Source organism: Flavobacterium sp. N2550, from assembly GCF_025947265.1.
Taxonomy (GTDB): domain Bacteria; phylum Bacteroidota; class Bacteroidia; order Flavobacteriales; family Flavobacteriaceae; genus Flavobacterium; species Flavobacterium endophyticum.
Window position 1 is genome coordinate 3,401,308 of record NZ_CP110007.1, and the last position, 24,719, is coordinate 3,426,026.

Sequence of the window (24,719 nt, forward strand, 5' to 3'; positions counted from 1 at the left end):
TGAGTTATGAATTAGGAATTATGAGTTATAACTCGATAACTTAATTTTTAGGTTCGGATTTCTTCCTTTTGTTTTCGAAATAGATGCCTCCCGCTAAAAGCAATAACATTAATATCGAGCTGATTAACGTAATCGTGCTTCCTGTTTTTACTACTTGAGGCTCAAATTTAAACTCAATCGTATGTTTTCCTGCAGGCACTTCCAATCCTCTTAAAGTATAGTCTACCCTAAAATGTTCCGCAGCTTTGCCATCAATCGTCACATTCCATCCTTTTGGATAATAGATTTCAGAAAAAACGGCCAAGCCTTTATTGGCGTTATTAGAAGTATATTTCAAATGGTTCGGCTTGTAGCTGTTCAGCACAATCGTTGCCGTGCTGTCTTTTTGATACGTTTTTGAAATCGGATTCTTAAACTCTTTCTGGTTGAAAACCGCTTGATTTTTAGTATCTAATTTATCCAAAGCTTTCATCTCTTCGTCTGGCGTGTTTACGAATTTTACTTCTTTTACAAACCACGCATTGCCATTGGCATCAGGATTTATAATCGGATACTCCTGCCCTTTTTCATCAACTTGGATGACGTATTTGGTATTCAGCATGTTCAACACGTTCAAGTTGTTTTTGCCAATCTGATAGTCAAAAAGTTGCTCTATTCTTCTCGGCCTTACGGCGCTATAACCCGACAATGATTTGTGGAAATAAGATGTTCTGGCCTGCAGTCTTCCTGCAATTTCATAGACACGGTATTGGGTCGTATCTTTTAAAATCTGCAAATCAGAATGCGTCGGCTGAAACGGCTCGTTCACTTCTCTTGCGCTTACAAAACCAGTGCTATCTAAATAGTTTTTGTCAATAAAAAACAAATCACCGATCATAAAAAGACCGACCAATACAACAGCAAAAGTCTGTGATAATTTATTTTTCACATGCAGCCATAACAAGCCCGCAGCTACTAAGATCAAGAATCCAGAACGTAACAAGTCTCCATTATACATGCTTTTTCTATCTTCTCTTAACGCTTCCACAAAGCCAGACCCGAAAGCATCGCTTCCTTGTGCTTGGCTAAACATCTGCTGCATTTGGGCATCATACGGTCCTGTAAAATCAAACATACTTTTAGCTACAAAAAGCAATACGATGATTCCTAAGCTTACGCCTGCAGCTAATTTCAGGGATTTCCACTGTTCATCTTTTTCGGATTTGAAAAAACTTTGGAGTCCCATAATTGCCAGAACCGGAATACACAATTCAAGGATTACCTGAATCGACGAAACGGCCCTGAATTTATCGTACATCGGAACAAAGTCGATGAAAAAGTCAGTCATAATCGGGAAGTTCTTTCCCCAAGAAAGCAACAGCGAGAAAATAGCTCCTGCTAAAAACGCATATTTGATTTTTCTTTTATCGTGGAACAAGGCCAAAATGCATAAAAAGAAAACGACAGCGCCAATATAAGCGGGAGCCGCCACGATAGGCTGATCTCCCCAATAAGTTTTGGCGTAGGCTTCTGTAAAGCCTTTCGCTTCTTCTGGAGTGGCTCCTTGTGCCGAGATAAACTCGTATACTTTAGATTCGCTTCCTAAGTGTTCAGAATTGGATCCTCCAAACAATCTTGGCGCAAATAGGTTCAGGCTCTCAGATATTCCGTAGCTGTATTCCGTGATATAGTCATACGACATCGATGATGTCGTGCTGTTTTTAGAACCATCAGGATTGTAGGTCAGTTCGCTTTTACCGCGCATACTAAAATCCGCATATTCTGAAGTCGCCATCAAGCTGGTCGCATTCGCTCCAATGGCCAGAATTCCTGCCACAGCAAATACTCCAATGGCATATAAAAATCCTTTATAATCTTTCTGCTTGATGTATTTGTATAGAAAAAAGACACCTAATATCAGCAATAAAAATAAAAGGTAATAGGTCATCTGGAAGTGGTTTGCGTTGATTTCCAAAGCGCCGGCTACCATCGTAAGCAGACCTCCCAAGATATATTTTCGCCTAAAGACCAAAACCACACCAGCTACAACCAGCGGCATATAAGCGATGGCATGGGCCTTGGCATTGTGCCCTACGCCTAATATGATAATCAAATAAGTCGAAAAACCGAAAGCGAGAGCCCCGAAAAAGGCCTTGAGAGGATCGACTCTAAGCACTAATAGCAATCCGTAAAAACCGAGAAAGTATAAGAAAAGATAATCGGCAGGACGAGGCAGAAAACGCAACGCATCATCCAGCGCACCTACAAAATCATTCGGATATTTGGCGCCTAATTGGTAAGTCGGCATTCCGCCAAAAGCAGCATTTGTCCAATACGGCTCTTCTTTTTCTTTAGCACGGAAATCGTTCTGCTCTTTTGCCATACCTGTATACTGCGCAATATCAGACTGGTAAATCTGCTTGCCCTGCATCACAGGATAAAAATAAATTAGGGAAACCAAAACAAAGCCTAAAATGGCCAATAAGTGAGGATAATACTTGCTGATTATTTTCATACGGTGTAAATTGAAAACAAATAAATAAAGGCGTGAAGATACGCTTTACCGCAAATATATTCAAAGAAAAGTTTAGTCTATTTCTTCGTAATCGATGTACTCGCCTACTTTTTTAGTCTCACGAGGCCTGTCTGATCTTCTGTTGGTATTGATGTTGCCGTTTACAAAATCATCTTGGCTGTTCTGTCTTTGATAATTTTGCTGCTGCTGTTGAAAACTCTGTTCTGCTTTTTGCACTACAGTTCGTACCATGATTGGGAAAAATATCCTAGCCAACAGCTTGAAGCCGTAATAAATACAGACAAGGATAAACAAGGTTTTCAAAACTCCGTTAAATGAAGCGAATTGCATAATCTAAAATTTTAAAGCGTAAAATTAGCAAATAGAACGCTTAAATTTAAAATATCCTTCTTAAATAAATAATAAATTATAGTACTTTTGGGTTATACTAACCATTGCTAATGAAAACCACAGAGAATATGTCAAAATTAAGATTTGCTTCCTTACTGTTCTTCGCCTTCTGTTCTTCTGCGATTTATGCCCAATTTACTGACGATATCAACTCCAACCGCCCTGGAGAATCCATGTCCGGATTTTCAGTCGGAAAGACCGTATTTCAGGCTGAAGCTGGAATTTATGCTTTGGCAGAAGACCATGACCTTCTAAATTACGACGCTAAAGGATTCGGCCTTGATCTGGCACTCCGTTATGGCGCTTTCCTAGAGCAGCTGGAATTCATCATGAACCTGCAATATCAGGCTGACCAGTACAATACCGTTTTAGGATCAGAAAACAGAAACGCAGTCAAAAAACTGACGCTTGGTGCCAAATACCTCATCTATGATCCTTTTAAAAATTACGAAGAAAAAGTAAACATCTATAGCTGGAAAGCCAACCACCGATTCAAATGGAGACAGTTTATTCCTGCCGTGGGCGTATATGCAGGAGCTAATATCAATTTCTCCAACAATCCGTATACATTTCCGACCGACCCTAAAATCAGCCCTAAGCTGATGGTTATTACGCAAAACCACTTCGGAAGCCGATATGTGTTCGTCATGAATATTATTGCCGACAGGATTACTACCGATTATCCAAGCTACGGAATCATCGCGACCATGACCCGAGGATTTAATGAAAAATGGTCTGGATTTTTAGAACTCCAAGGCTACCAAAGCGATTATTATTCTGATGCTATCGGGCGTGTAGGTGCTGCTTATCTTTTGCAACCTAACTTGCAGGTCGATGCTTCTATCAGCAAAAACATCAAGGATACGCCTTCTATTTTCTACGGAGGAGTTGGTGTTTCTTGGAGATTCGATGGCTTCTACAAAGACATCATGATTCAAGGCCCAGACAAGAGCGACAAAAAAGATAAAAAGAAGGACAAGAAAAAAGAAGAAGAGAAAAAACGAATTGACGAAGTCGGAGGAGAAAAAGAATAACAAGCAATGATAACAATTAAAGAAGCGAATACCAAAGCCCTGCTTTTGGACTACGTAAAATTTCCATTTTCACTATACAAAGACAACAAATATTGGGTTCCGCCCATCATAAGCGAAGAACTAGAAACCTTCGACAAGACTAAAAATCCTGCTTTTGCCAGCGCCGACGCCAAATTCTATCTGGCTTACAAAGACAATACTATTGTCGGAAGAATCGCCGCCATCATCAACTGGAACGAAGTCAAAGACCAAGGCAAGAAAAAAGTACGATTCGGCTGGTTTGATGTGATCGACGATATCGAAGTTACCAAAGCGCTTTTAGAAAAAGTGCACGAATTCGGAAAAGAAAACCAGCTTGAATATGTCGAAGGTCCTGTAGGCTTTTCCAATCTCGACAAAGTAGGTGTGCTTACGGAAGGTTTCGACCAGATCAGTACCATGATTACGTGGTATAATTTCCCTTACTACAAAGAACATTTCGAAAAGCTCGGAATGACGGTCGAAAAAGAATATGTCGAAAGCAAATTTCCGTTCAGCAACGTAAAGCCTGAATTTTTCCTCAAGGTGAACGACCTTATCATAAAAAGGTACCAGCTCAAGCCGCTGAATTTCAAATCTACTAAAGATGTGATGCCGTATGTAGACAAGATGTTCGACCTGTTCAACAAGAGCTATGCCGACTTGGCTTCTTTTGTGGCGATAACGGATATCCAGAAAGAATATTTCAAGAAAAAATACATCAGCTTTATCAATCCTGAGTTTATCAAGTTTATCGAAGATAAAGACCAGAACATTGTTGCCTTTAGTATCGTAATGCCTTCCTTTTCTGAAGCGCTGCAGAAAGCCAAAGGAAAGCTATTCCCTTTTGGATTCTTGCACCTGCTTAAAGCCAGGAAGAACAGCAAGGATATGATTTTCTACCTGATCGGCGTTGATCCAGAATATCAGAACAAGGGCGTAACAGCTATCATCTTTAACGAATATTACAAGACTTTTACAGAAAAAGGAATCCAAACCTGCTACAGAACGCCAGAACTGACCGACAATACGGCCATCCACAACCTGTGGAAGCACTTTGAGCCTGTGATCCATAAAAGGAGATGCACCTATGTAAAAAACCTATAACATAAAAAAAGTTCCAGTACTTTCGTACTGGAACTTTTTTTATACTTAATTAATTCAATCTATTCGCAGGCTACTTTTTTCAGCGCCATCTTCTCATCGAATTTTACCGATTTCTTATCCTTAAAAACCTGCTTGTTATCTTTTTCGGTTATGTCACCAAAGCCTTGCAGCAAGGCATCGCCTTTACGCAAGAAAACGGCTTCTCTTACGGAAGTCATGCCTTCTGACTGGAATGTATAATCGGCATACAAAGTATCGCCTTTAAACATACCTGTAAACGTTCCTGTATTACCGTCTTTTTCAAACAGGGCATACTTGAGGTCGCCCGATACATTATTGCCATTGGTTATGGCCAATGATAGACTAATCGCGTCTTTTCCGTTGGCATATTCATAACATTCTTTTGCAGGAGCCGTTATTTCCGGCTGTTCCATTTCAGGCTCTGTAACAACTTGCGTATCTTCTGCTTTTTTATTACAGGCCGCCAAGCTGATAATCATTCCCAATACTAAAAATCTGGTCTTCATAGGTGTTCTTTTGTGGTTAGCAGTCCTAAAGGTAAAATTTTTAAGCGAAGCTTTTGTTAATTAAGTCGTAAAGTTGGAAAGCCTGAAAATTGGTAAAGAGCAAATACTAAATAAAAAAAGCCACTCTTTTCAGAATGGCTTTTTTGCAATGTTTTCTATTTTATCGTTCGTCGCTTACGTCAACTGTAGTCTTGGCAGCGATTTCTTTGTAGGTTCCGTTTACCAGTTTTTCGCGTATCGCTTCAAAAGCAGACAGCGTTTCTTCAATGTCTCCAAGAGTATGCGAAGCCGTTGGAATCATACGCAACAAGATGATACCTTTAGGGATAACTGGATATACTACGATAGACAAGAAGATACCGTAGTTTTCTCTCAAGTCGTTTACCATTACCATAGCTTCAGGGATGCTTCCTTCAAGATATACCGGAGTGATGCACGTATTGGTATCGCCAATGTTAAAACCTCTGTCCTTCAAGCCTTTTTGAAGCGCGTTTACGTTTTCCCAAAGCTTGTCTTTTATTTCAGACGAGTTGCGCAGCAATTCCAGACGCTTCAACGAACCGATGGTTTGGATCATTGGAAGCGCTTTCGCGAACATTTGCGAACGCAGGTTGTATTTTAGGTAATCGATAATGTCTTTATCTGCAGCTACGAAAGCTCCAATATTCGCCATTGATTTGGCAAATGTAGAGAAATACACGTCAATTCCATCTTGACAGCCTTGCTCTTCTCCGGCACCGGCACCTGTTTTTCCAAGCGTACCGAAACCATGCGCGTCATCTACCAAAAGACGGAAATTGTATTTTTCTTTCATCGCCACGATCTCTTTCAGCTTTCCTTGCTGTCCTCTCATCCCAAAAACACCTTCTGTGATAAAAAGGATTCCTCCACCTGTTTCGGTAGCCATTTTAGTGGCACGCTGCAGGTTTTTCTCCATGCTTTCCAGATCGTTGTGCTTGTACGTAAAACGCTTGCCCATATGAAGACGGACTCCGTCAATGATACACGCATGCGAATCTACGTCATACACTATAATATCGTTTTTAGTCACCAAGGCATCAATAATAGATACCATTCCTTGATAGCCGAAATTCAAAAGATAAGCCGCCTCTTTCATTACGAAGGTAGCAAGCTCGTTTTCCAATTGTTCGTGATACTTGGTATGTCCGCTCATCATACGGGCACCCATAGGATAGGCCGCTCCATAAGCTGCTGCTGCTTCCGTATCTGCCTTGCGTACTTCAGGGTGGTTGGCCAGTCCCAAATAATCGTTAAGACTCCAGTTCAAAATATCCTTCCCGTGAAATTTCATTCTCGGCCCTAAATCACCTTCCAATTTAGGAAACACATAATATCCTTCTGCCTGTGAAGCCCATTTTCCAAGAGGCCCCTTATTTTGCTGTATTCTTTCGAATAAATCTTTTACCATAATATGATAGTTAATTTTCTTTTATTGGAATCGAGTCTTTTAGACTCGCGTGCAAAAATAAATATTTATACATTATTACGCTCCCGAAAGCTGATTTATTTTATCTGCAAATGCATTCTTTCCGTCTACAGCCTGCAAGCTTCAAAAATAAAACCGCTCCTGTGCAGGGGAGCGGTTTTCATTAGGGTTGGATCAAACTTGTGGTATAAATGGAAATTTTTGGTTATTCTCTCTTAATATCAATCTTCTGCAGATGCTGTGTCGAGCCCATGCATTTCTGCTTTCAGCAGCTTGATTTCGTCTTTCCAGACTTCTATTTTTTTTTTGGCAGCTTCTATTTCTTGCTGCCTGACATCCGACATCCTCAAAAACTGAAAGTACCTGGCACCCATAAGCTCTTGCTCTGCCGCTGCCAGATTTTGGTCTGCTATAGCAAGCTCAATCTCAATCTGCGCTATCCTTTTGGTTGATGCCTTTTTCTCTGCCAGCAACAAGGGCAGCTTTTCGGGCAAGGCTTGTACCGATACCACACGCTCTTGCATAAACAGCTCTTTTGATTCTTGAAGCTCGTTATGGCTTCGCTGCTCGTCTTGCGTGATGGTGCTCGTAATGTAAAAACTATAAAACAGTATGCCAAAACCTAATATCAATCCCGCAGCTACAAAAAGCAGCAGGCGGTCCTTAAAAAAAGAAGCTGTTTCGTCATCTACCGATTCGCGGAACCCTCCTTCCCTCCTCTTCAAGCTTGTCCGAAACAGCTCTTTTAATTCTGGAATGCTTCTGGCTCTTGACCAGCGCTCCAATCCGAAAAACCAGACTAGAGTATCCCTGTCAATTCCTTTAGATTTCAAATCGTTGAGATCGAAAGAACCCAGATTTTGCTCCCCATTATTTATGTAATACTTTTTCATAAAAGAATAGTGACTTCAAAATTGCAACCTGAGGCAGGCAACCTACATCAAATGTACTATCACAAAAACCGATTTCCTTACGGGTTTCCGTAAAAAGGCTTCTTTTTTGAAAAAATTATTTCTAGTAATGCCGAAAAGCTAGAAAGTACTGCTAAATGCTGCTTTTTCTTTTTATCTATTTTCTCTTTTTCAATGCGAAACGTATGGTAGCATGATGTACAGCAAGAACAAAAAAACCGCCCGAAGGCGGTTTAATCTGGATTCGCATCACTATTATGGCAAGCTCTGCGTGTCCCAACTGTTAATCAAAATATACTTAACACCAAATATAAAGTCCTAAGTTGCTCTTTCCTTACGGCTATCCGTAAAAGCGTTTCTTTTTTGATAAATAGTTTGACAGAAGGGAAGAATACGTATTTATTGAAGTCCAAAAGACCCGTATTTATAAGCTAAGACGCATGAAAAAGAAAATAATCGTGCCCGCAAATACCAGTACAAAAAGCAGTAAAAATTTATCGATATGTTTTAGGAAAAAGATTCTTCTTTTTCCATCTTGGCAATATAATAATTCTCCAGTCCTTGTCGGCCCGTCAGTTCGTGACGCGGCAGGCTGTTAAACAGTACATGAAGTTCTCTGATGTCTTTTGCCGGCGTCCAGCCTTCTAGCCCAATAAACCATACCATCGTTTCCTGCGTAATCTTATGGTCTTTTAAGTCTTCCAGGCTAAAAGGGCCCAGATTTTCGTTACCCCTATTCAGATAATACTTCTTCATGGTTTACAATTTACAATCTATATCGCTTTTTGTTACATAACGCCAAAAATAGCCGTCAAAAAAACAATTCCCTTACGGATTCCCGTAAATCTTATTATTTTTTTTATTTGTGTTACAAATTAGTAAATAAAAAAACCCGAAGCAATGCTTCGGGCTATTATTTTTCTTAAAAAAGCAATTACTCTTTTCTTACTTTAACACATGGTGCGCCAATACTTTTTGCACTTCATATACGTTCACCGACTTGTTGAACTGCTTCTTGATACTCGGGTTGGCTTCGCTAGATACCCAGATTTTTAATTCGGCATCCAATTCAAAAGTACCTGCCGTTTCTACGCTAAAGCGGCTGATGGCTTTATAAGCGATTGACTTGTATTCGGTCTTGCTTCCTGTAAGCCCTTGTTTGTCAATCAAGATCAATCTCTTGGTCGTAAAGATAAAGGTGTCGCGGATCAGCTTAAAGCCCAGCTCGATGTTCTCATCGTCCGTTAGCAGCTGTCCGTATTTCTTTTGAAGTTCTTCTTGGCTCACCGCACCTGCGTTGCCCAATAAAGCAGAAAATAATCCCATTGTTGTATGTATTTGAGTTACGTTAAATTTATTCTGTTACAGTCATCAGTGCCTTCTCGATCTTCTGGTCGGCACCAAATTCATCATGATAGGCTTTCGTAGCGGCATCAGGAGCATCGGTTACCGTAATCTCGGCCTTTTCTTCTTTCAGGCCTTTTGGATCGGTATCATAAATAATGCCTCTTGATTTTTTTCGCAGCTTTCCCTGCGCATCAATCACGATCGTGCCAATATAATACGACTTGCCTGCTTCGGGAACCGCGATGTTCGCATAGCCGATCGGAAGGTTGATCGAGCCATAAGGCGTATAGATGTATTTTACAAAATGATTGCCTTTTGGCAGCTTCATGACCAGCAGTCCGTCTTCGGACAGTTTATACGACAGCACTCCTTTCTCATTTTCGTCAAAATAAATCTTGGCATTTTTGGTCACGTCCTTGCCTTCGTTTAGGATCTTGATTTCACCCAAAATGATGGTTTCGGATTCCGAAAGCGCGTCCGATTTCGACAATCTTCCCGTACCGCAGGAAGCCAGCAGAGCGGTAAAGCACAACAAGAGGATGTATTTTTTCATAGCAGAATATTTCCGCTAAGGTACGAGTATTTGTTTACAATTCCTCCTTTTTCAGAACCCTCAAGGCTATAGCTTTGTCTTCCTGCCGAGGTCGTCAACGGCATATTCTTTCCCTTGTTCCACAAGCAGTCCTAGGGTCTTGCCGCTGCTTTTCTTGGTTCCGTGCTTTACGTCGATCTTAAAAACCCTCCCCTCATAATCGGCGGTAATCTCATCAACTACCGAATGTCCGATAACGAGTTTTTCGCCTCCATAATAGCGCAGCACGCCTTCCAGCTCTTCTTGCGAGGGCTTGTGCGTAGGAGCATTAGAAGGATCATTAAAGAAATAGACTGCGCGATACAGCATAGTGAGCGACAGGCTTCTGTCCCAATACGGACTGTAATACGAACTGAGCACTAGCGCCTCGCGTGGGTTCTCCAGCTTTTGGTCGGGATAGACTCCATAGTATTTTCTGGCCATGGCGTTCATTTCCGAAAACGACAGCTTTTCATCGACATGCTTCGTATTCAGTCCGGCGTGTACAAAAAGATAGGGTCCGATTTTTTCTGCTACGTTTTTGGTACGGAGCCACTTTCCTAATTCCGAATCGGCAGAAAACAGCCGTCTTAATCCTTGGTCCCAGCGAGTCGTACCGGCAATGCGCTTGGCAGCTTCCATATATTTGAAATCGCAGTACGATACGTCGCCATAGAGGTTCATGATCTCGTGGTTGCCCAAGATATAATGCACCTTGCCGCCCGCTTTTTCGGCTTCTTGTTCCAGCCTGTAGATCAGCCATAGTACCTGCGTGGTATTCTTGCCACGGTCTACAAAATCGCCGTCGAGTACCAGATGTCCTTTGCCGAATGTCCAGCGGTACTGCTTGTCCATCACGCCGTTGGCCATCAGAAAACTATAAAAGCCATCAAAGTTGCCTTCAATATCCGAAATAGCGAGCAGCTTTTCGGGAAGCGGAAACTGATCCGGACCCGTTGCATAACTATTCCGAAGGCTAACGCTGAATTCATCATGGTCTGCATTAGCTGCTTTTATGATCACGCTGCGCGAACTGTCAAGCGGTTCTACATACAGGCTGTTCGTGCCATCCACTCGATAGACGGTGTCGCCAAACACATAAGGTCCGTCTTCGCCATCTAGCTTGGTCTCAACGATTTCGTTGTGCTTAAAGCCGAACTCCTTGTCGTCGCGCCAAAGCGCATTCAGTCCCGACCAGTAATAGACATAGGTTCCTTCCCGCTCGTCAATGTCAGAATAGCCAAAGTAGAGCGTGGTACCGACCCAGTAGCCCAGCATGACGATAGCCGTCCATTTTATAATTTTTTTTGCTCGTTTTTTAAATTTTGATGATGGCATGATTGCTAATTTTAGTGTTATTTTTTGGACATACGAATCCTATCCGAGCCTTTGGGGCTCAGCAATTAGTATGGCAGTACGGTCGGGGATTAGTCTTCCTGGTATTCCAGCAGATCGCCAGGCTGGCAGTCAAGTGCCTTGCAGAGCGCTTCCAAGGTCGAAAGCTTTAAGGCCTTCGCCTTGCCTGTCTTTAGCACCGACAGGTTGCCCTGCGTGATGCCGATCTTTTCGGCCAGTTCTTGCGACTGCATCTTGCGCCTCGCCAGCATGATATCGATGTTGATGATGATGGCCATCCGTTATATGGTTAGTTCGGTTTGGGACTGCAGCTCATAGCCTTCTTTAAAATAAGCCAGCATAAAATAGACCACGATGCCCAGCACGAGGTGCAGCACTATATAGGAGTCGTTTCTCGCATAGGCTTCGTCCTGAAACTGCAAAAAGCCGAGCAATAACAGTAAAGGCACCGCCAGCACATTAAGCAGGGCAAAGCGCTTGAGCCAAGTAATGACCTCTTGATTAAAGGTGATTTCGGAACTCATGCCGTGGAAAATCTTGCACAAGAAAAACGTAAAGACGGCATAGAAAGCCAAATAAAACAGTGCCATGCCCAAGTTGGCAAAATTGGCGCTGGCAACCAGCGCACCGCCCTTAAATGGAATCTCGATCTGCTTTATGCCTGTGGCTCCCGAAAAGTAGGCAAAAGCGGCATAACCCAGGTTCAACAATTGCAGGGCAAAAGCAATAAAGCAGCCGTGTACCAGCAGCCGCGAAAGCGAATTTTTTCCGATGAGTTTCATTTGCGATAGAATTTATTACCGTAAAAATAGAATAATTTACCGTATTACGGTAAATATATTTCGTATTGGAGTAAAATTTAACATTTTACGCTTACTAAAGTGCTTCGAGTAAAGCTGTCATTTCTGTTTGTACTTTAGAGTCTTTTGATTTTGCAGTTATGATTCGCAGTACGGCTTCTATAAAAGCGATTTCATCTTCGTGCCTATCGTCCAATTGATCAAGGTTTATTGTTTTTCCGTCGTTCGTATGGGCTTCTATAGACGACAGCATTCCGTTACCGTGCAGCTTACGTTGTTGCGGAGCCCTATCGATGGCATTAAAAAGGTTCAGGATTTCCGTAAGCGAGGTTTCATCAAGAGGCACGGTTTGGCTATCTGACGGATGATTCTTCGCATCGGCAGACGCTGCTACTACGCTATTCAGATTCTTAAACTCGGCAACCCCTTTTTTGCTATTGATAGTAATCTGTTTGGGATATTTGGCATGGCTTAGATTGATGATGATGGTTGAAACGCTGGCGCGTTCTTCTTTTCGCTGTTCTTTTTGAGAGCAGGAGAAGAAAGTTAGTACTACTAAGAGAAATAGTTTTTTCATTGCATTAAGCTTATTTATTTCAATTTTATCAATAATCAAACCAGACATTGTATCAAATCTTCGGATATTTTAATCAAATGTACTATATGTTTTTCATTTTCAATTGCATATAGCTGTATATCCTTAATTTCTCAATCTTCAATTTATCTCATCAGTCAAAGATAGGGCAATCAACAAATAAGTGAGATTTAGCTGATTAATTTTATACTATCTTTATATCTCAAAATTGGAATAACTATTTCTTCTTTATAGCAAGTACTAACTTTAAATTAGCATTTTATGAAAAAAATCTATCCTCTTTTCTTTCTTTTTTTCTTTCTTAACCTATCAGCCCAAAGCGGGACTTATTATCTAAGTAATTTTTTAGCACCTCCTTACAATTTCACCAACTTGGATGATGCAATCGGGGAGTTAACTGATTCAATAAATTCTCCGCCTTCGACGCTAATTATAAACGCAAATATTAGCTTATCTGGCAACCTTAAAATTCCTAAATATATTTCCTTGAAATTTCTGAATGGTTTCAAAATAACAATTCCTGGCAGTACGACTCTAACACTGAATTGTCCTATAGATGCTGGCGCTTTCCAAATTTTTGCAGGAAGCGGCAAGACAAATGGTTATCCTCTAATTGAAAATGCTTATCCTGAATGGTGGAAAGAACCAATAGGAGATTGGTCCGATGCCATCCAAAAAGCGGTCGATTTTTATTCAAAGGTTTTCTTTTCCAGTCGAGATGACGATTATATAATATCAAGAACTATTAACTTGGATCTCAGCAGAAATGACCAAGCAGGCTATATGTTGACAGGAGTAGGCAGGGGTTCTATTATCATCGCTTCACAAATGGGCTTTGTTTTTAAATGTATCAATACGCCTCCAGGCGGATATATTGGAGGGCTTAAATTTGAAAATCTGAGCTTTTTTTGCAATAACGGAATATCCATCGAAGCTGAAGAAGCAGGCTTTGGCACTATGGATGAAGGATATCCTATCCAGAATGTGAAAATTAATAGTTGCCGTTTTCATCACCATATTCAAGACAGAAATAGTCCCCATATCGCTATTGATTTCAAAAAAGTGTTTGACTCTGAAATTTCCAACAATTATATCCTTGATTTCGGCACAGGAATAAGATTAAGAGGCTCTGATATTAATACAATCAAGGACAATAGAATAATGAATTTTAATAAGTATGCCATCTGTGATCTTGCTTTTGGTACTTTCGGCTCGCAAAATACCATCATACATAATGATCTGTTGGGTTATAAAGGCGACCAAAACAAAGGAGCTTTCATAAAATCAACGTCCAGACATATCATTATCCGAGACAATTATCTTGAAAACCAGCCATCTACACAAAATCCGCAATACCCTAACAGGAGAATCTATGCCTATATTGACTGCTCCAAGCGCGACTTAGTAGCTGGATCTGAAGAAGGTTATATTTCAGGAGAGTTTACCAAAATCATCGACATTACCGGAAATCGATCCGATGTCGAAAACAATACCTGCACCAACTTCATCTATTTTATAAACGAAAGGTTTAAAAGCCTGAACTTGATTGAATCTCCTAATATATCGGCCTATACCCTGGGTTCTACTTTCTGCAGCGACGAAACAAGCGATCCTGTTTCGCATATTCTTTTTCAAATGGACAATATTAACCATTGGGACAAAATCATAAATATACAAAGTGATTCTTTTATAGGGTGGGAAAATTTTTCGACCTCAAGATACTTTAGACAATCTTCTAATGGCGATATCATCATCGACCCGTCAAGCTTGCCTTTTAATACCTATCACGGACAGTATCTGATGCAGAAGTTTAATTCCAGAGGCTTTTTATTGAATAAGGACCAATCTATTTTTATACGAATCGACCAAAAACCAGATGATGCTTCTTTTGGAAACCTGCCAAAAAACATCAACCTCAAGATCAAGGTACGCAATTACCGAAAAACACCTCAAGATCCATTAGATACTAATGCCAACGACCTTTATTTTAGTATCAAGACAAGCACTGTAGAAATGCCGTTGCCTTTATATTGGACTAATATTGAAATTCCTAATGGAGATAATTTTGCTACTTTGAGCGTTACTATCCCCTATCCTTTTTCAAATGCGTCTTCCAATCAGGTACCGGCTGATTATTTTGATCCAAGCAAAATTTATTACATTGCGATTGCCGCCAGAAATTCTACAAAAGAAATTAAAGAAATAATACTAGTAGATGCCACTCCTGTAGTGAGCGCAAAAAAGAAAACAGAAGAGAAAGAAACCTCACAAGTTTCAGAAAACGAAGAGGAAGAAGCTACAGAAGAAATCCAACGCATTATTGTAGATAATGAAATAAAAACTTATCCAAATCCCGTGAAAGACAAAATCACTTTCGAAATCAAGGAAGGTGATTCTTTAAAAGCTGTTGAATTGTATGACATTAATGGAAAGTTCATACAAAACCTGACCGATAAAATAACAGACAATTCGGTTGACATAAGTACGTTGGGAAGCGGTACCTATTTTGTAAAAATTATCAGCCTAGCCACAACTTCAAAAACCATAATAAAAAAATAGGCCTTTGGAGTAATAAAAATCCCCACCAACGCCTCAAAATACCCCGCGCGACACGTTCCATCACCCGCGTTTGGCGTTATACAACGCCACGGATGACGTTCGGAACGTAAAAATTGGCGTTCCGAGCGCCAAAATCCACGTTACGTAACGCCAAATTTGGCGTCGGGAACGTATCACGCGGGGTTCCGGACGCCGCGCACGGGGTTCGGAACGCCAAACGCGGGCGATGGAACGCCATCCGTGGCGTTCCGGATGTCAAATGTGCATAAAAAAACCTGGGAGCTTTCGCTTCCAGGTTCACTATATATACGGTTTTAGGGGTAATTAAGAGCTATTCAGACTTAGTGCCTGAATCTGGCTGGCCTGTAGCATGGCCGCCACCTTTAAAAAACTGCTTTAGTTCTGATACCTTAGCTTCAAAACCTCCCATACCCGACGCCACTTTGTATTTGGTGTAGTCGTAGTCGGTAAGCGCAGCTTGATAATTGTCCCAGTCATGAAGGATTTTCGAGCTGTCAAGCCCGATCTTCAAGTTGTCCAGTCGCATCAGCAGTCCCTGAAGGAACGAACGGCTGTCAAAATCCCTCTTGAACTCTACCCAGTCCACATCCGGACTGGCTAAACTACTCTGGGTGTCATAAAAGTCATTGACCTTGTTAATCACGAGCTTGTTCTGCTCGTTTACGCTTCCGTACAACATACGTTCTTGTGGCGTCAAGGCTGACAGTTTAGGGGTCAGCGCTGCCTCCATGGCAGCAAGCGCATCCATCACCGCCGTCTTTTCTTCGGGGGTGAAATGCTTCGAATTTAAATTTACAAATGGCATTGAAAAAAAAGTATTAAGTTATTACTATCACATGAACGTATAAAAACAACAAAAAGTATATTTATAGTTAAATTTTACTATATTTAATTACAAATTAACAATTATACAAACAAATACACGCCAAAAAGCAGCACACACAACATAAATCCCAAATCAAAAACCCTAAATCAAAAAATCACCAATCCTAAATCCCTCCATGTAACAAAACACAACAACCCACGACATATACCTTTGAACGGCAGCACCTTGTACGGCTTCCGTTTTCTATTACCGTTCAACCTTAAACAACTAAATCATGATCAAAAAAACAACAGTGATGCTGTCGTTATTGGCCCTGTCGGCAGCCCATGCCCAGACCCAAGACAGTCAGCCGGGCAACAAGTCCCTGCCATCGAGCAAAGAAGAGCTTGCCAAGCTCGCCGCCTTAGAAACAGGCACCTACGGCTATTCCGTAGACGATTATTTCAAGAGACCTGCACAAAGCAGCTTCCAGTTTTCGCCTAACGGACTTTATTTTTCGTATAAGGAACGCGACGACAAGGGCAAGAACCATGTCTATATCAAGAACACCGCTACGGGCAAGGTTGTCAAGGCCATCGAAGAAAAAGACGAACTGATCCGCGGCTACGGCTGGGCGAACAACGAGCGCCTGATCTATGTGCAGGACAAAGGCGGCAATGAAAACTTCCATATCTATGGCGTAGACCTTGACGGCGGCAACAAGATGGACCTTACTCCTTTTGAAGGCGTGCGTGCCGGCATCATCAAGATACTGAAAGAGCAGCCTGATTATATGATTATCCAGATGAACAAAGACAATCCGGAAATCTTCGAACCTTTCAAGCTTAACATCAAGACCGGGGCGCTGGTCAAATTGTTCGAAAATAAAGATGCCGCCAATCCGATTGGAGGTTATGATTTTGACAAGGACGGCGTGCTGAAAGGCTATACCAAACAGCACAACGGTACCGAGAACGAAATCTATTACAGAACTGCCGAGGACAAGCCTTTTGAAAAGATTGCCACGACTACCTGGAAAGACCAATTTTCGATCATTGCCTTCGACTATACGACGCCAAATCCGCATGATGCCTATGTATTGAGCAACTTGGAGAGCAACACGGCCGAAATCATATTGTATGACTTCGCCACCCGCAAGACCCTCAAGAAAGTATTCTCAAATCCTACGTTTGACGTGGGCGGCCTCAGCACTTCCCGAAAAAGAGGCTATGAGGTAGACTATTACAGCTATACCGGAGAGAAAAACGAAACCGTGCCCGTGAGCGCGACTTATAAGAAATTGCATGCCAAATTCGAAAAACAATTCAGCGGCAGAGAATTCGGCATCAGCGGGGTAACCGACGATGAGGACAAATTCCTGCTGTATGTTTCCAGCGACAGGCTCTATGGCAGCTACTACTTGTATGATGCTAAAAAAGACAGCTTTAAAGAAATCATGAACCTGATGCCACAGCTTAAGGAAGCCGACATGGCCGAGATGCGTCCGATTAAATTCAAATCCCGCGACGGACTTGACGTGTATGCATATCTGACCATTCCGAAACAAGCTACATTGGGCAAGAAAGTGCCATTGATCGTGAATCCTCACGGCGGGCCTTACGGCGTAAGAGACGAATGGAGCTTTAACCCAGAAACACAGCTGTTTGCAAGCAGAGGTTATGCGACGCTGCAAGTCAACTATAGAGGTTCTGGAGGCTATGGCAAGAAATTTTTCTTGGCGGGCAACAAGCAGATCGGACGCAACATGCTGAACGACCTTGAAGACGGCGTTGCCTATGTCAAGTCGCTCGGATTGATCGACGACAAAAAAATAGCGGTATATGGCGCCAGCTATGGCGGACTGGCTACTTTGGGCAGTTTGGTAAAAACACCCGATTTGTATGTATGTGGCGTAGACTATGTGGGCGTATCCAACCTGTTTACCTTCTTCAAGTCGTTCCCTCCCTATTGGAAGCCTTTCTTGGCACAAGTATACCAACAATGGTATGACGAGAACAGCGCCGACGACCAAAAGATCATGCGCGAGGTATCTCCAGCCCTGAATGCAGACAAGATTACCAAGCCGCTCTTTGTAGTACAAGGCGCCAACGACCCAAGGGTCAACATCAACGAATCCGACCAGGTTGTCGAAAACCTCAGAAAACGAGGACTGGACACACCGTATATGGTAAAATATAACGAAGGCCACGGCTTCGGCCGCGAAGAAAACCGCATCGAGCTCTATAAGTGCATGATGGGCTTCTTTGCCAAGCATTTGAAATAAAAAAAATCCCGCTTTTATAGCGGGATTTTTTATTTAGGATTTTTGATTTTAGATTTAGGAGTTGATAGTTCATAGTTGATAGTTGATAGTTGATAGTTCATAGTTCATAGTTCATAGTTCATAGTTCATAGTTCATAGTTCAAAGTTCGCAATTCCTAATTCAAAATTCGTAATTCTTTAAACTTCATAATTCTCAAAAATCAAAAATCCCAAATCAAAAACCCCTAAATTCTCCTCTGCTCTTCCGTCTGCTCCTTATTTCTTTCCTTTAATTTCTGATTCCCGAAACTATAACGGAAGCCCAGCCTGAAATTCTGCGTGTCGCCATAAGAATCAGACGAGTTGTATTGGTTGCCGTAGTTGGTCGTTATGGTAATCTTTTCGCCGCGGTAGATGTCCGAAAAGATACCATACACCTCTCCGTTGCCCTTTAGTATCTTTTTACGCAGTGCCAGCGACAGGTTGGTCGTAGACGTAAAGACAAAAGTACCCTGTACCGAAGACGAATTGTAATAGAAATTGATCTCGCCATTAAAATCTTTCTTTTTGTTCAGCGCAAAACGATTGTTGATGCTCGCATTATACGTCGGTTTTCCGTTTTTATACAGCTTGCCGTCAATCCCTTGAAAACGATCCTCTACATAGCTCAACCCAGACTGGATTCCCGCATCCCACCAGCCCGTAAACGCCAGATTGGTATTGAATTCCAAGCCAAAAGCATAATCCTTGTCGATGTTCGTAAAATGATACACAACGGTATTCGTCTCGTAATCCTGATACGAAATCTCCATCGACGGGTCTTTCTCCAATCGGTAGAACAAGTCGAAATTATACTTGCCTTTTAGCGTATACAGCAAATTCAGGTTGTGCGTGATGGTCGGCAACAATTTTGGATCGCCCGTGAAATACGAATAATTATTGTTGTAAACGCGAAACGGATTGAGCATGCTGTAGCGCGGCCTGCTGATTCTCTTGCCGTACGAAAACCCGATCTCATGATTTTCGGAAGGCTTATACATCGTATAAAACGTCGGGAAAAGCTTGAAATAATTCTGGTCATTCACTTCAGAAGTGGTAACCGAGTTGCCTTCGAGCGATGTATATTCGCCGCGCAGTCCTGCCTTGACGCTCCATTTGCCAAATTCCCTGCCATAGCTTACATAACCCGCATAAATCCACTCGTCATATAAAAACTTGCTCGTGCGCCCTTCATTCGGCACCAATACTCCGTCGATAGCATCGCGGTAGTCTAAGTTGCTGTTGGCCGATACGTTGCCGTATTTGATTCCCGCCTCTAACGCGCCGTTTGTCTCGTTGCTGTAGTCCGCCTGTGCCGAAAACAGCTTGATGCCTTGGCGGCTCTTGCTCACAAAACGCACATCGCGGTAAGGGGCGCTGTCTGGCAGTGAAAAAGTCGTGTTGATATCCTGATTGTCCTTAGACAAATAGTTTGTAAAATCGGAATTGAAGACCAGCTTCGACTTTTCTGAAAGCTTGCGTTCGTATAAAAAATTGTACGCCGCATTACGGGCCGGATTCTTGCGGTTGTTCATCGTAACATAGAGCGAATCAAGCTGTCCGTCGGCACCCGTGATAGAAGTCGGGGCCGCATATTTTCCGTGCTGTTCTGGTGCTTGGAAACCCGTAGTCCCGATAGAAAATAAATTCAGCGAATCCAGTTCATACGATGCCTCCAGACGGTACGAATGCTGCTCTAGCGATTTGCTCTTGCGGCGCAACAAGCTCTTCCATTCTGATGCCGTGTTGCCGTTTTCGTCATAATAGCGCACAATGTCAGTACTTTCGTCTACATATTCGCCCATACCGAAACTATAGCGTCCCATCAAAGACAGCTTCTTGCCTTTGTAGATATGTCCTGTAGAAGTTATCGCTTTCGGATACATCGACTGTACGTAGGCGGTATTGATAGATCCTTTGTAGCCTGGGGAAATCGCCTTCTTGAGCTTGATGTTGAGCACGGCGCTGCCCTGCGCATCGTATTTGGCTGGCGGGTTCGTGATGACCTCAACCGACTTTACGTCTTCTCCGCTCGTGTTTTCAAGATATTGTTTCAGCTCGTCTCCCGACATGTATACTTTTTTGTCGTTGATGGTTACGAGTATGCTCTGGCTGCCGCGAATGGTAATGCCCCCGCCTCCCGAAGTAGTCACGCCTGGTGTTTTGGAAACAATCTCCCATGCATTGTTAGACGCCAGCGATGAGTTTTCGACCGTAAACTCCATACGGTCGACCAGCCTTTTTACTACTGGACGCTTGGAAACGATCTCTACGCCTTCTAGCATTTCAGAAGCGCGGGCCAGCACAATATCGCCCAGCTCCATGTCGCCTGTAACCTCTATATTTTTGTAGGCAGTAGACATTCCTACGGAACCTGCCTTTACAATGTAATTTCCTTTTTCGACTGCTCCTATCTCAAAACGCCCCAGCTCGTCGGCAAGCGCCGTCCTGTAGGCAGAAGAGTCCTGTGCTTTTAGCAATGCCATGTCGGCAAAAGGCACTGCCCTGCCCTCGGCATCCTTAACGGTACCCGAGAGCCTGTGCTGTGCCATGCTCCCGAAAGGAAGCAGTAATAAAAAAATAACTAACTGTTTCATGATTTGATTGATGATTGAAATTCGATTGATTGACTTGATTGACTTGATTGATGATGATTGAAACTCGATGATTGATGGTGCAAATCTCTGCAAACCCTTTCTGCAATCGGGTTAACGAAGGGTTAATGAAGGGTTAAACACAAAAGCGCTGGCGGCTGCCTATTTAACAAAGCAAGCTATCCCGTGACGCCCTGCCGTGCAGGGCGTGGCATGGCGCAAGGCTGCCCTTTCAAATTTGGTTAAAGAACGGTTAACGGTTTGTTTTTTAGCACAGCCAAGCCAAGAAACCCCTAGCTTTGTCCCAACAAACCAGCTTTGCCATGAAACGAAAAATAATGCTATTGATAGGAGCCTGTATCTTTACGGTAGCTGCGCTGGCAGCCATCCAGGGGTATTTTATATACAATACCTACCTGCTGACCGAAAAAGAAGTAAGCGCCAAGATCAAGAAACAGCTGATAGAATTAGAAGATACCGAAGAATGGTACGAGCTCAACGACAGCTGGATGAACCAAGCGGGCCAGTTTGTCAGAAACTATGCTTTTGAAAGGCTCGAAAAAAAGGACTTTGTCGAGTTTATGAAAAGCAAATCCGATTCGCTGTCTACCGTAATGACAGCGTATATGAACCAACGCAAGCGACCGGGCGATTTTGATATCGGGTATTCCATCTATATCACCTCGGCCACCATCAAAAAAGACAATACGATTGACAGCCTCTATCGCGGAAAATTATTCGTGCTGGGTAACAACGTAAAAAACAAAGACGAAGTGGTAGCCTCTACCGGACGATGGGAAGGCGAAAAAGAATATGTAGACGACAGGGCAGCTGTGCCCATCAAGAAAGCAGTCGATTTTGAAATCAAGAGCGAACGCTATTACAGCATTGCCAACTGGGGGCAGACAATCATCCGCCAGATGGCAGGATTGCTTATCTTTTCATTGCTGCTGATGGTCTTTGTGGTCTATCTCTATTACCTGTCGCTTAAAAACCTTATCGGCCAAAAAAGAATCGCCGATATCAAGACCGACTTTGTGAACAATATCACGCACGAGTTCCAGACACCGCTTGCTACGATGGACATTGCCATCAAGACGCTGCAGCGCAAGGAAAACGAAATGACTCCAGAGCACTACAGGCATACGTTGTCGATGCTGGAAAGACAGAACGACCGATTGCAGAAGCTGTTCCGACAAGTAACCGAAGCTTCGCTGACGCCTACCGTAAGCCGCAATGCAAAAATGGAAATCGGCTGCAGCGAGATTCATAACATCATTGATGATTTTAAATTGTCGCATCCGGCTACGGAAATCCGCTGCCATCAGGAACAGGAAAACATCACGGCCAAGATCGATCCTTTCCACTTGAACACGATTATCGTGAACCTTATGGAAAATGCCGTAAAATATGGCGCGACAGAAATCGACATACGAATGGAAAAACAGCACGGCCGCTTTGCCATGGGCATCAAGGACAACGGAAAGGGCATCGCGACCAAAGAACAGACGGCTATTTTTGATAAGTTTTACCGTATCGAAAAAGGAAACATACACGAAACCAAAGGACTCGGCCTCGGGCTGTTCTATGTAAAGCAGCTGGTGGAGTCGTATAAAGGAACCATCAAGGTAGAAAGCGAAGAAGACAAAGGAGCTTTATTTTTAATCACCATTCCCTCATGAAAAAGCACATCTTATTAGCAGAAGACGATTTTGATTATGCTTCCATACTGAAGCAGTATCTTGAATTTTCAGGCTTTACGGTCACTTGGGCCAAAGACGGCAAGGAAGCGCTGAAGCTCTTTCCCGATGCCCAGCCCGACATCTGCGTCTTTGACGTGATGATGCCGCAGATGGACGGCTTTACGCTGGCCGAAAAAGTCGTAGACGCCTATCCCGAAACGCCTTTTATCTTTTTGACAGCCAAATCGATGAAGGAAGACAAAATCAAGGGATTGAGGCTCGGGGCCGATGATTATGTCATCAAGCCTTTTGAAGTTGAAGAACTGATATTGCGGATTACGAATATCCTGAAGCGCGTGCAGAAAACGGCGCCACAGCATGTGTCTGAAAAGAAATTCAAGATCGGACAGTATCTTTTTGACAGCGAAAACTATCTCTTAACGCATGAAAAAGCGACGCACCGCATCACGGAAAAGGAAGCCCACCTGATCCAGTTCTTGTATGCCAGCAAAAACAAGCTCGTTAAAAGAGAAGACATCCTGAAAGAAATCTGGGGCAACGACGATTTCTTTTCCGGCAGGAGCATGGATGTCTTTATCAGCCGACTGCGCAAGTATTTCAGCGAAGATCCTGCCATAGCTATTCCAAGCGTGAGAGGCTTGGGCTTTGAGTTTAACATTAAAGAATAAAACATTATGAGACTATTTATCATCATCGCATTTATTGTCTGCAGCCATCTGGTTAGCGGACAGGTCAGGACTACACCTCCAACGCCTCCTACACCTCCTACACCGGCAACCCCTGGTACCAAGGTGACGGTCAATTCGAACACTAGCGTAACGATTAACGGAAAGACGTATGTGTCTAGCAGTTCTTCTTCTGGAAAAGGAGAGGCTTCCAGCTCGAAAGTAAAAATCAAGCAGAACAGCTCGAGCAGCTCTACTTCGGTATCTATCGACAATTCAGACATCACCTACAGTATCAGGGCGAGCTTTGACGACCACAAGACCGAAAGAATCAAAAAACTCTTGATGGAGAACCTTGAAAAGGAACACCTGACTGCAAAAGGCGATTCTTATGTCTGGAAAAGAATTGAAGACGAAGACATAGCGTACAGCTTTGCATTGTCTGACGGAAGACTGAGAGCCTTCGTGAACAAGGAACTCAATTCTAAAAGCTCTATCGAACGTTTCGTAGCGCTGGGCGAAAAGATATCAGACGCACTCTCTGAGAAATAAGCATAAAAAAACGGCTTGCTGATAATTAGCAAGCCGTTTTCAAACTAACAAATGAATCAAATCAGCTTACAGCGTTTGACGTTTTGTCGTTTAGTCCGGCAGCGGCATCGATAGCCTTACCGGCAATGTTTTTACCTTCTTGGATAACCGTATCTGCTTCGGAAACTGCGGCCTCTTTTATTTTGCTTAAAGAGCCTTTTACTTTTCCGGCAATGTCGCCCGCCTTGTCAAGCATCGATCCAAAATTGATATATCCTTTTTTGTTGCAAATAATTCCTACTACTGCTAGGGCAGCGACTCCGGCCGCAATCCCTATAATTAGATTCTTGTTTTTCATAGCGCTGTTTTTATATATAATTTGATTCGAAATTGTTCTTTTGTTATGCCTAGATGAAAAGCGGAAAGCCATATTCCTCATCCTGACCGTCTAATTCTTGATCTTCTTCCTCTTCTTCGTTAAAGATTTCCATTCTGTTCATTACCGTCTTTATTATAGTCACCAGAGAGAGACTCACGATTCCGATTAGCAAAAGGCTTTTTGTTTTCATTTTGGTTGCGATTTTTGAGTTTGTAATTATTAATTCGTCATGAAGATACGACAAAAGACCCAATGAGAATGCGGATTTAATATAATTTTAATACAAAAACAGTGTATTTTGTAACCAAAAGGAAGAAACGTGTAATGAGATTTTTTAGGAAACGTTGTGGAATTTCGGATTTTTGATTTATGATTTGGGATTTCGGTCTTTCAACTTTAAACTTTCGATTTGCAACTTTCGACTAAAAAAACTAAAATAAAACTTGCAGTTCTACTAAATAAGACTACTTTTGCAGCGAGAGACCTGGAAACAGGGTTACGCTCTCACCGCTAAAGTCGATCGCTCCAGGTCGGCTTTTGCA

The 24,719-nt window shown here is 42.5% G+C and carries 23 protein-coding genes; 7 read left to right on the plus strand and 16 right to left on the minus strand.

The window, feature by feature from the left end; all coding sequences use genetic code 11:
* Nucleotides 1–40 precede the first annotated feature (40 nt).
* Both OLM56_RS15055 and OLM56_RS15060 read right to left on the minus strand, forming a co-directional pair.
* Nucleotides 41–2,494, minus strand: coding sequence for a YfhO family protein (locus tag OLM56_RS15055; protein ID WP_264527555.1), 2,454 nt, complete (start codon nt 2,492–2,494; stop codon nt 41–43).
* A gap of 72 nt (nt 2,495–2,566) precedes the next feature.
* Nucleotides 2,567–2,845 carry a DUF4834 family protein gene (locus OLM56_RS15060; protein ID WP_264527556.1) on the minus strand — a complete coding sequence of 93 codons (279 nt, stop codon included), beginning with the start codon at nt 2,843–2,845 and terminating at the stop codon, nt 2,567–2,569.
* A gap of 128 nt (nt 2,846–2,973) precedes the next feature.
* Here OLM56_RS15060 and OLM56_RS15065 point away from each other — a divergent pair, with 128 nt between their 5' ends.
* Together OLM56_RS15065 and OLM56_RS15070 are read left to right on the plus strand one after the other, a co-directional pair.
* Nucleotides 2,974–3,939: a transporter gene (locus OLM56_RS15065; RefSeq protein WP_182492263.1), complete on the plus strand. Its 966-nt coding sequence runs from the start codon at nt 2,974–2,976 to the stop codon at nt 3,937–3,939.
* Nucleotides 3,940–3,945: 6 nt separating this feature from the next.
* Complete coding sequence (locus OLM56_RS15070; RefSeq protein ID WP_121374611.1) at nt 3,946–5,064, plus strand: GTP cyclohydrolase; 1,119 nt, start codon at nt 3,946–3,948, stop codon at nt 5,062–5,064.
* 59 nt (nt 5,065–5,123) lie between these two features.
* Here the strand turns inward: OLM56_RS15070 and OLM56_RS15075 are convergent, their stop codons facing one another.
* The 10 genes from OLM56_RS15075 to OLM56_RS15120 all read right to left on the minus strand — a co-directional run bounded on the left by OLM56_RS15075 (nt 5,124) and on the right by OLM56_RS15120 (nt 12,600).
* Nucleotides 5,124–5,591, minus strand: a complete 468-nt coding sequence (locus OLM56_RS15075) for a hypothetical protein (protein WP_264527557.1) — start codon at nt 5,589–5,591, stop codon at nt 5,124–5,126.
* Between the two features lie 160 nt (nt 5,592–5,751).
* Nucleotides 5,752–7,020 (minus strand): aminotransferase class I/II-fold pyridoxal phosphate-dependent enzyme, encoded by a 1,269-nt coding sequence (locus tag OLM56_RS15080; RefSeq protein ID WP_121374613.1) that lies wholly within the window; start codon nt 7,018–7,020, stop codon nt 5,752–5,754.
* A 239-nt stretch (nt 7,021–7,259) separates the two neighbouring features.
* The gene (locus OLM56_RS15085; RefSeq protein WP_264527558.1) at nt 7,260–7,931 is read right to left on the minus strand and encodes a DUF4339 domain-containing protein; all 672 of its coding nucleotides are present in this window, start codon (nt 7,929–7,931) and stop codon (nt 7,260–7,262) included.
* A gap of 525 nt (nt 7,932–8,456) precedes the next feature.
* Nucleotides 8,457–8,705 (minus strand): DUF4339 domain-containing protein, encoded by a 249-nt coding sequence (locus OLM56_RS15090; RefSeq protein ID WP_264527559.1) that lies wholly within the window; start codon nt 8,703–8,705, stop codon nt 8,457–8,459.
* Nucleotides 8,706–8,894: 189 nt separating this feature from the next.
* Nucleotides 8,895–9,275, minus strand: a complete 381-nt coding sequence (locus OLM56_RS15095) for a PH domain-containing protein (protein WP_121374616.1) — start codon at nt 9,273–9,275, stop codon at nt 8,895–8,897.
* Nucleotides 9,276–9,303: 28 nt separating this feature from the next.
* Nucleotides 9,304–9,849 carry a hypothetical protein gene (locus OLM56_RS15100; RefSeq protein WP_264527560.1) on the minus strand — a complete coding sequence of 182 codons (546 nt, stop codon included), beginning with the start codon at nt 9,847–9,849 and terminating at the stop codon, nt 9,304–9,306.
* Between the two features lie 66 nt (nt 9,850–9,915).
* Nucleotides 9,916–11,205 carry a metallophosphoesterase gene (locus tag OLM56_RS15105; RefSeq protein ID WP_264527561.1) on the minus strand — a complete coding sequence of 430 codons (1,290 nt, stop codon included), beginning with the start codon at nt 11,203–11,205 and terminating at the stop codon, nt 9,916–9,918.
* A gap of 89 nt (nt 11,206–11,294) precedes the next feature.
* Nucleotides 11,295–11,501 carry a helix-turn-helix domain-containing protein gene (locus OLM56_RS15110; protein WP_121374619.1) on the minus strand — a complete coding sequence of 69 codons (207 nt, stop codon included), beginning with the start codon at nt 11,499–11,501 and terminating at the stop codon, nt 11,295–11,297.
* Nucleotides 11,502–11,504: 3 nt separating this feature from the next.
* On the minus strand, nt 11,505–12,005 hold the full coding sequence (locus OLM56_RS15115; RefSeq protein WP_264527562.1) for a DUF2975 domain-containing protein: 501 nt from the start codon (nt 12,003–12,005) through the stop codon (nt 11,505–11,507).
* Nucleotides 12,006–12,099: 94 nt separating this feature from the next.
* Entirely contained in the window at nt 12,100–12,600 is a 501-nt protein-coding gene (locus OLM56_RS15120) for a hypothetical protein (RefSeq protein ID WP_264527563.1), read from the minus strand.
* 504 nt (nt 12,601–13,104) lie between these two features.
* On the opposite strand from OLM56_RS15120, the gene OLM56_RS15125 reads away from it, so the two are divergent.
* Nucleotides 13,105–15,177: a T9SS type A sorting domain-containing protein gene (locus OLM56_RS15125; protein ID WP_264527564.1), complete on the plus strand. Its 2,073-nt coding sequence runs from the start codon at nt 13,105–13,107 to the stop codon at nt 15,175–15,177.
* Nucleotides 15,178–15,508: 331 nt separating this feature from the next.
* Here OLM56_RS15125 and OLM56_RS15130 read toward each other — a convergent pair whose 3' ends face one another.
* Nucleotides 15,509–15,946, minus strand: a complete 438-nt coding sequence (locus OLM56_RS15130; protein ID WP_264527565.1) for a hypothetical protein — start codon at nt 15,944–15,946, stop codon at nt 15,509–15,511.
* Nucleotides 15,947–16,298: 352 nt separating this feature from the next.
* On the opposite strand from OLM56_RS15130, the gene OLM56_RS15135 reads away from it, so the two are divergent.
* The gene (locus OLM56_RS15135) at nt 16,299–18,287 is read left to right on the plus strand and encodes an alpha/beta hydrolase family protein (protein ID WP_264527566.1); all 1,989 of its coding nucleotides are present in this window, start codon (nt 16,299–16,301) and stop codon (nt 18,285–18,287) included.
* Nucleotides 18,288–18,511: 224 nt separating this feature from the next.
* Here OLM56_RS15135 and OLM56_RS15140 read toward each other — a convergent pair whose 3' ends face one another.
* Nucleotides 18,512–20,902, minus strand: coding sequence for a TonB-dependent receptor (locus OLM56_RS15140; protein WP_264527567.1), 2,391 nt, complete (start codon nt 20,900–20,902; stop codon nt 18,512–18,514).
* Between the two features lie 320 nt (nt 20,903–21,222).
* On the opposite strand from OLM56_RS15140, the gene OLM56_RS15145 reads away from it, so the two are divergent.
* From OLM56_RS15145 to OLM56_RS15155, 3 genes are read left to right on the plus strand one after another with little or no spacing between them, the layout of a single operon-like run.
* On the plus strand, nt 21,223–22,581 hold the full coding sequence (locus OLM56_RS15145; protein ID WP_264527568.1) for a sensor histidine kinase: 1,359 nt from the start codon (nt 21,223–21,225) through the stop codon (nt 22,579–22,581).
* Entirely contained in the window at nt 22,578–23,270 is a 693-nt protein-coding gene (locus OLM56_RS15150) for a response regulator transcription factor (protein WP_121374627.1), read from the plus strand. Before OLM56_RS15145 ends, OLM56_RS15150 begins: the two co-directional genes overlap by 4 nt.
* A 6-nt stretch (nt 23,271–23,276) precedes the next feature.
* Nucleotides 23,277–23,819, plus strand: a complete 543-nt coding sequence (locus tag OLM56_RS15155) for a hypothetical protein (protein ID WP_264527569.1) — start codon at nt 23,277–23,279, stop codon at nt 23,817–23,819.
* Nucleotides 23,820–23,880: 61 nt separating this feature from the next.
* Here the strand turns inward: OLM56_RS15155 and OLM56_RS15160 are convergent, their stop codons facing one another.
* The gene (locus OLM56_RS15160; protein WP_121374629.1) at nt 23,881–24,156 is read right to left on the minus strand and encodes a hypothetical protein; all 276 of its coding nucleotides are present in this window, start codon (nt 24,154–24,156) and stop codon (nt 23,881–23,883) included.
* A gap of 49 nt (nt 24,157–24,205) precedes the next feature.
* The gene (locus tag OLM56_RS15165) at nt 24,206–24,367 is read right to left on the minus strand and encodes a hypothetical protein (RefSeq protein WP_170148722.1); all 162 of its coding nucleotides are present in this window, start codon (nt 24,365–24,367) and stop codon (nt 24,206–24,208) included.
* Nucleotides 24,368–24,719 lie beyond the last annotated feature (352 nt).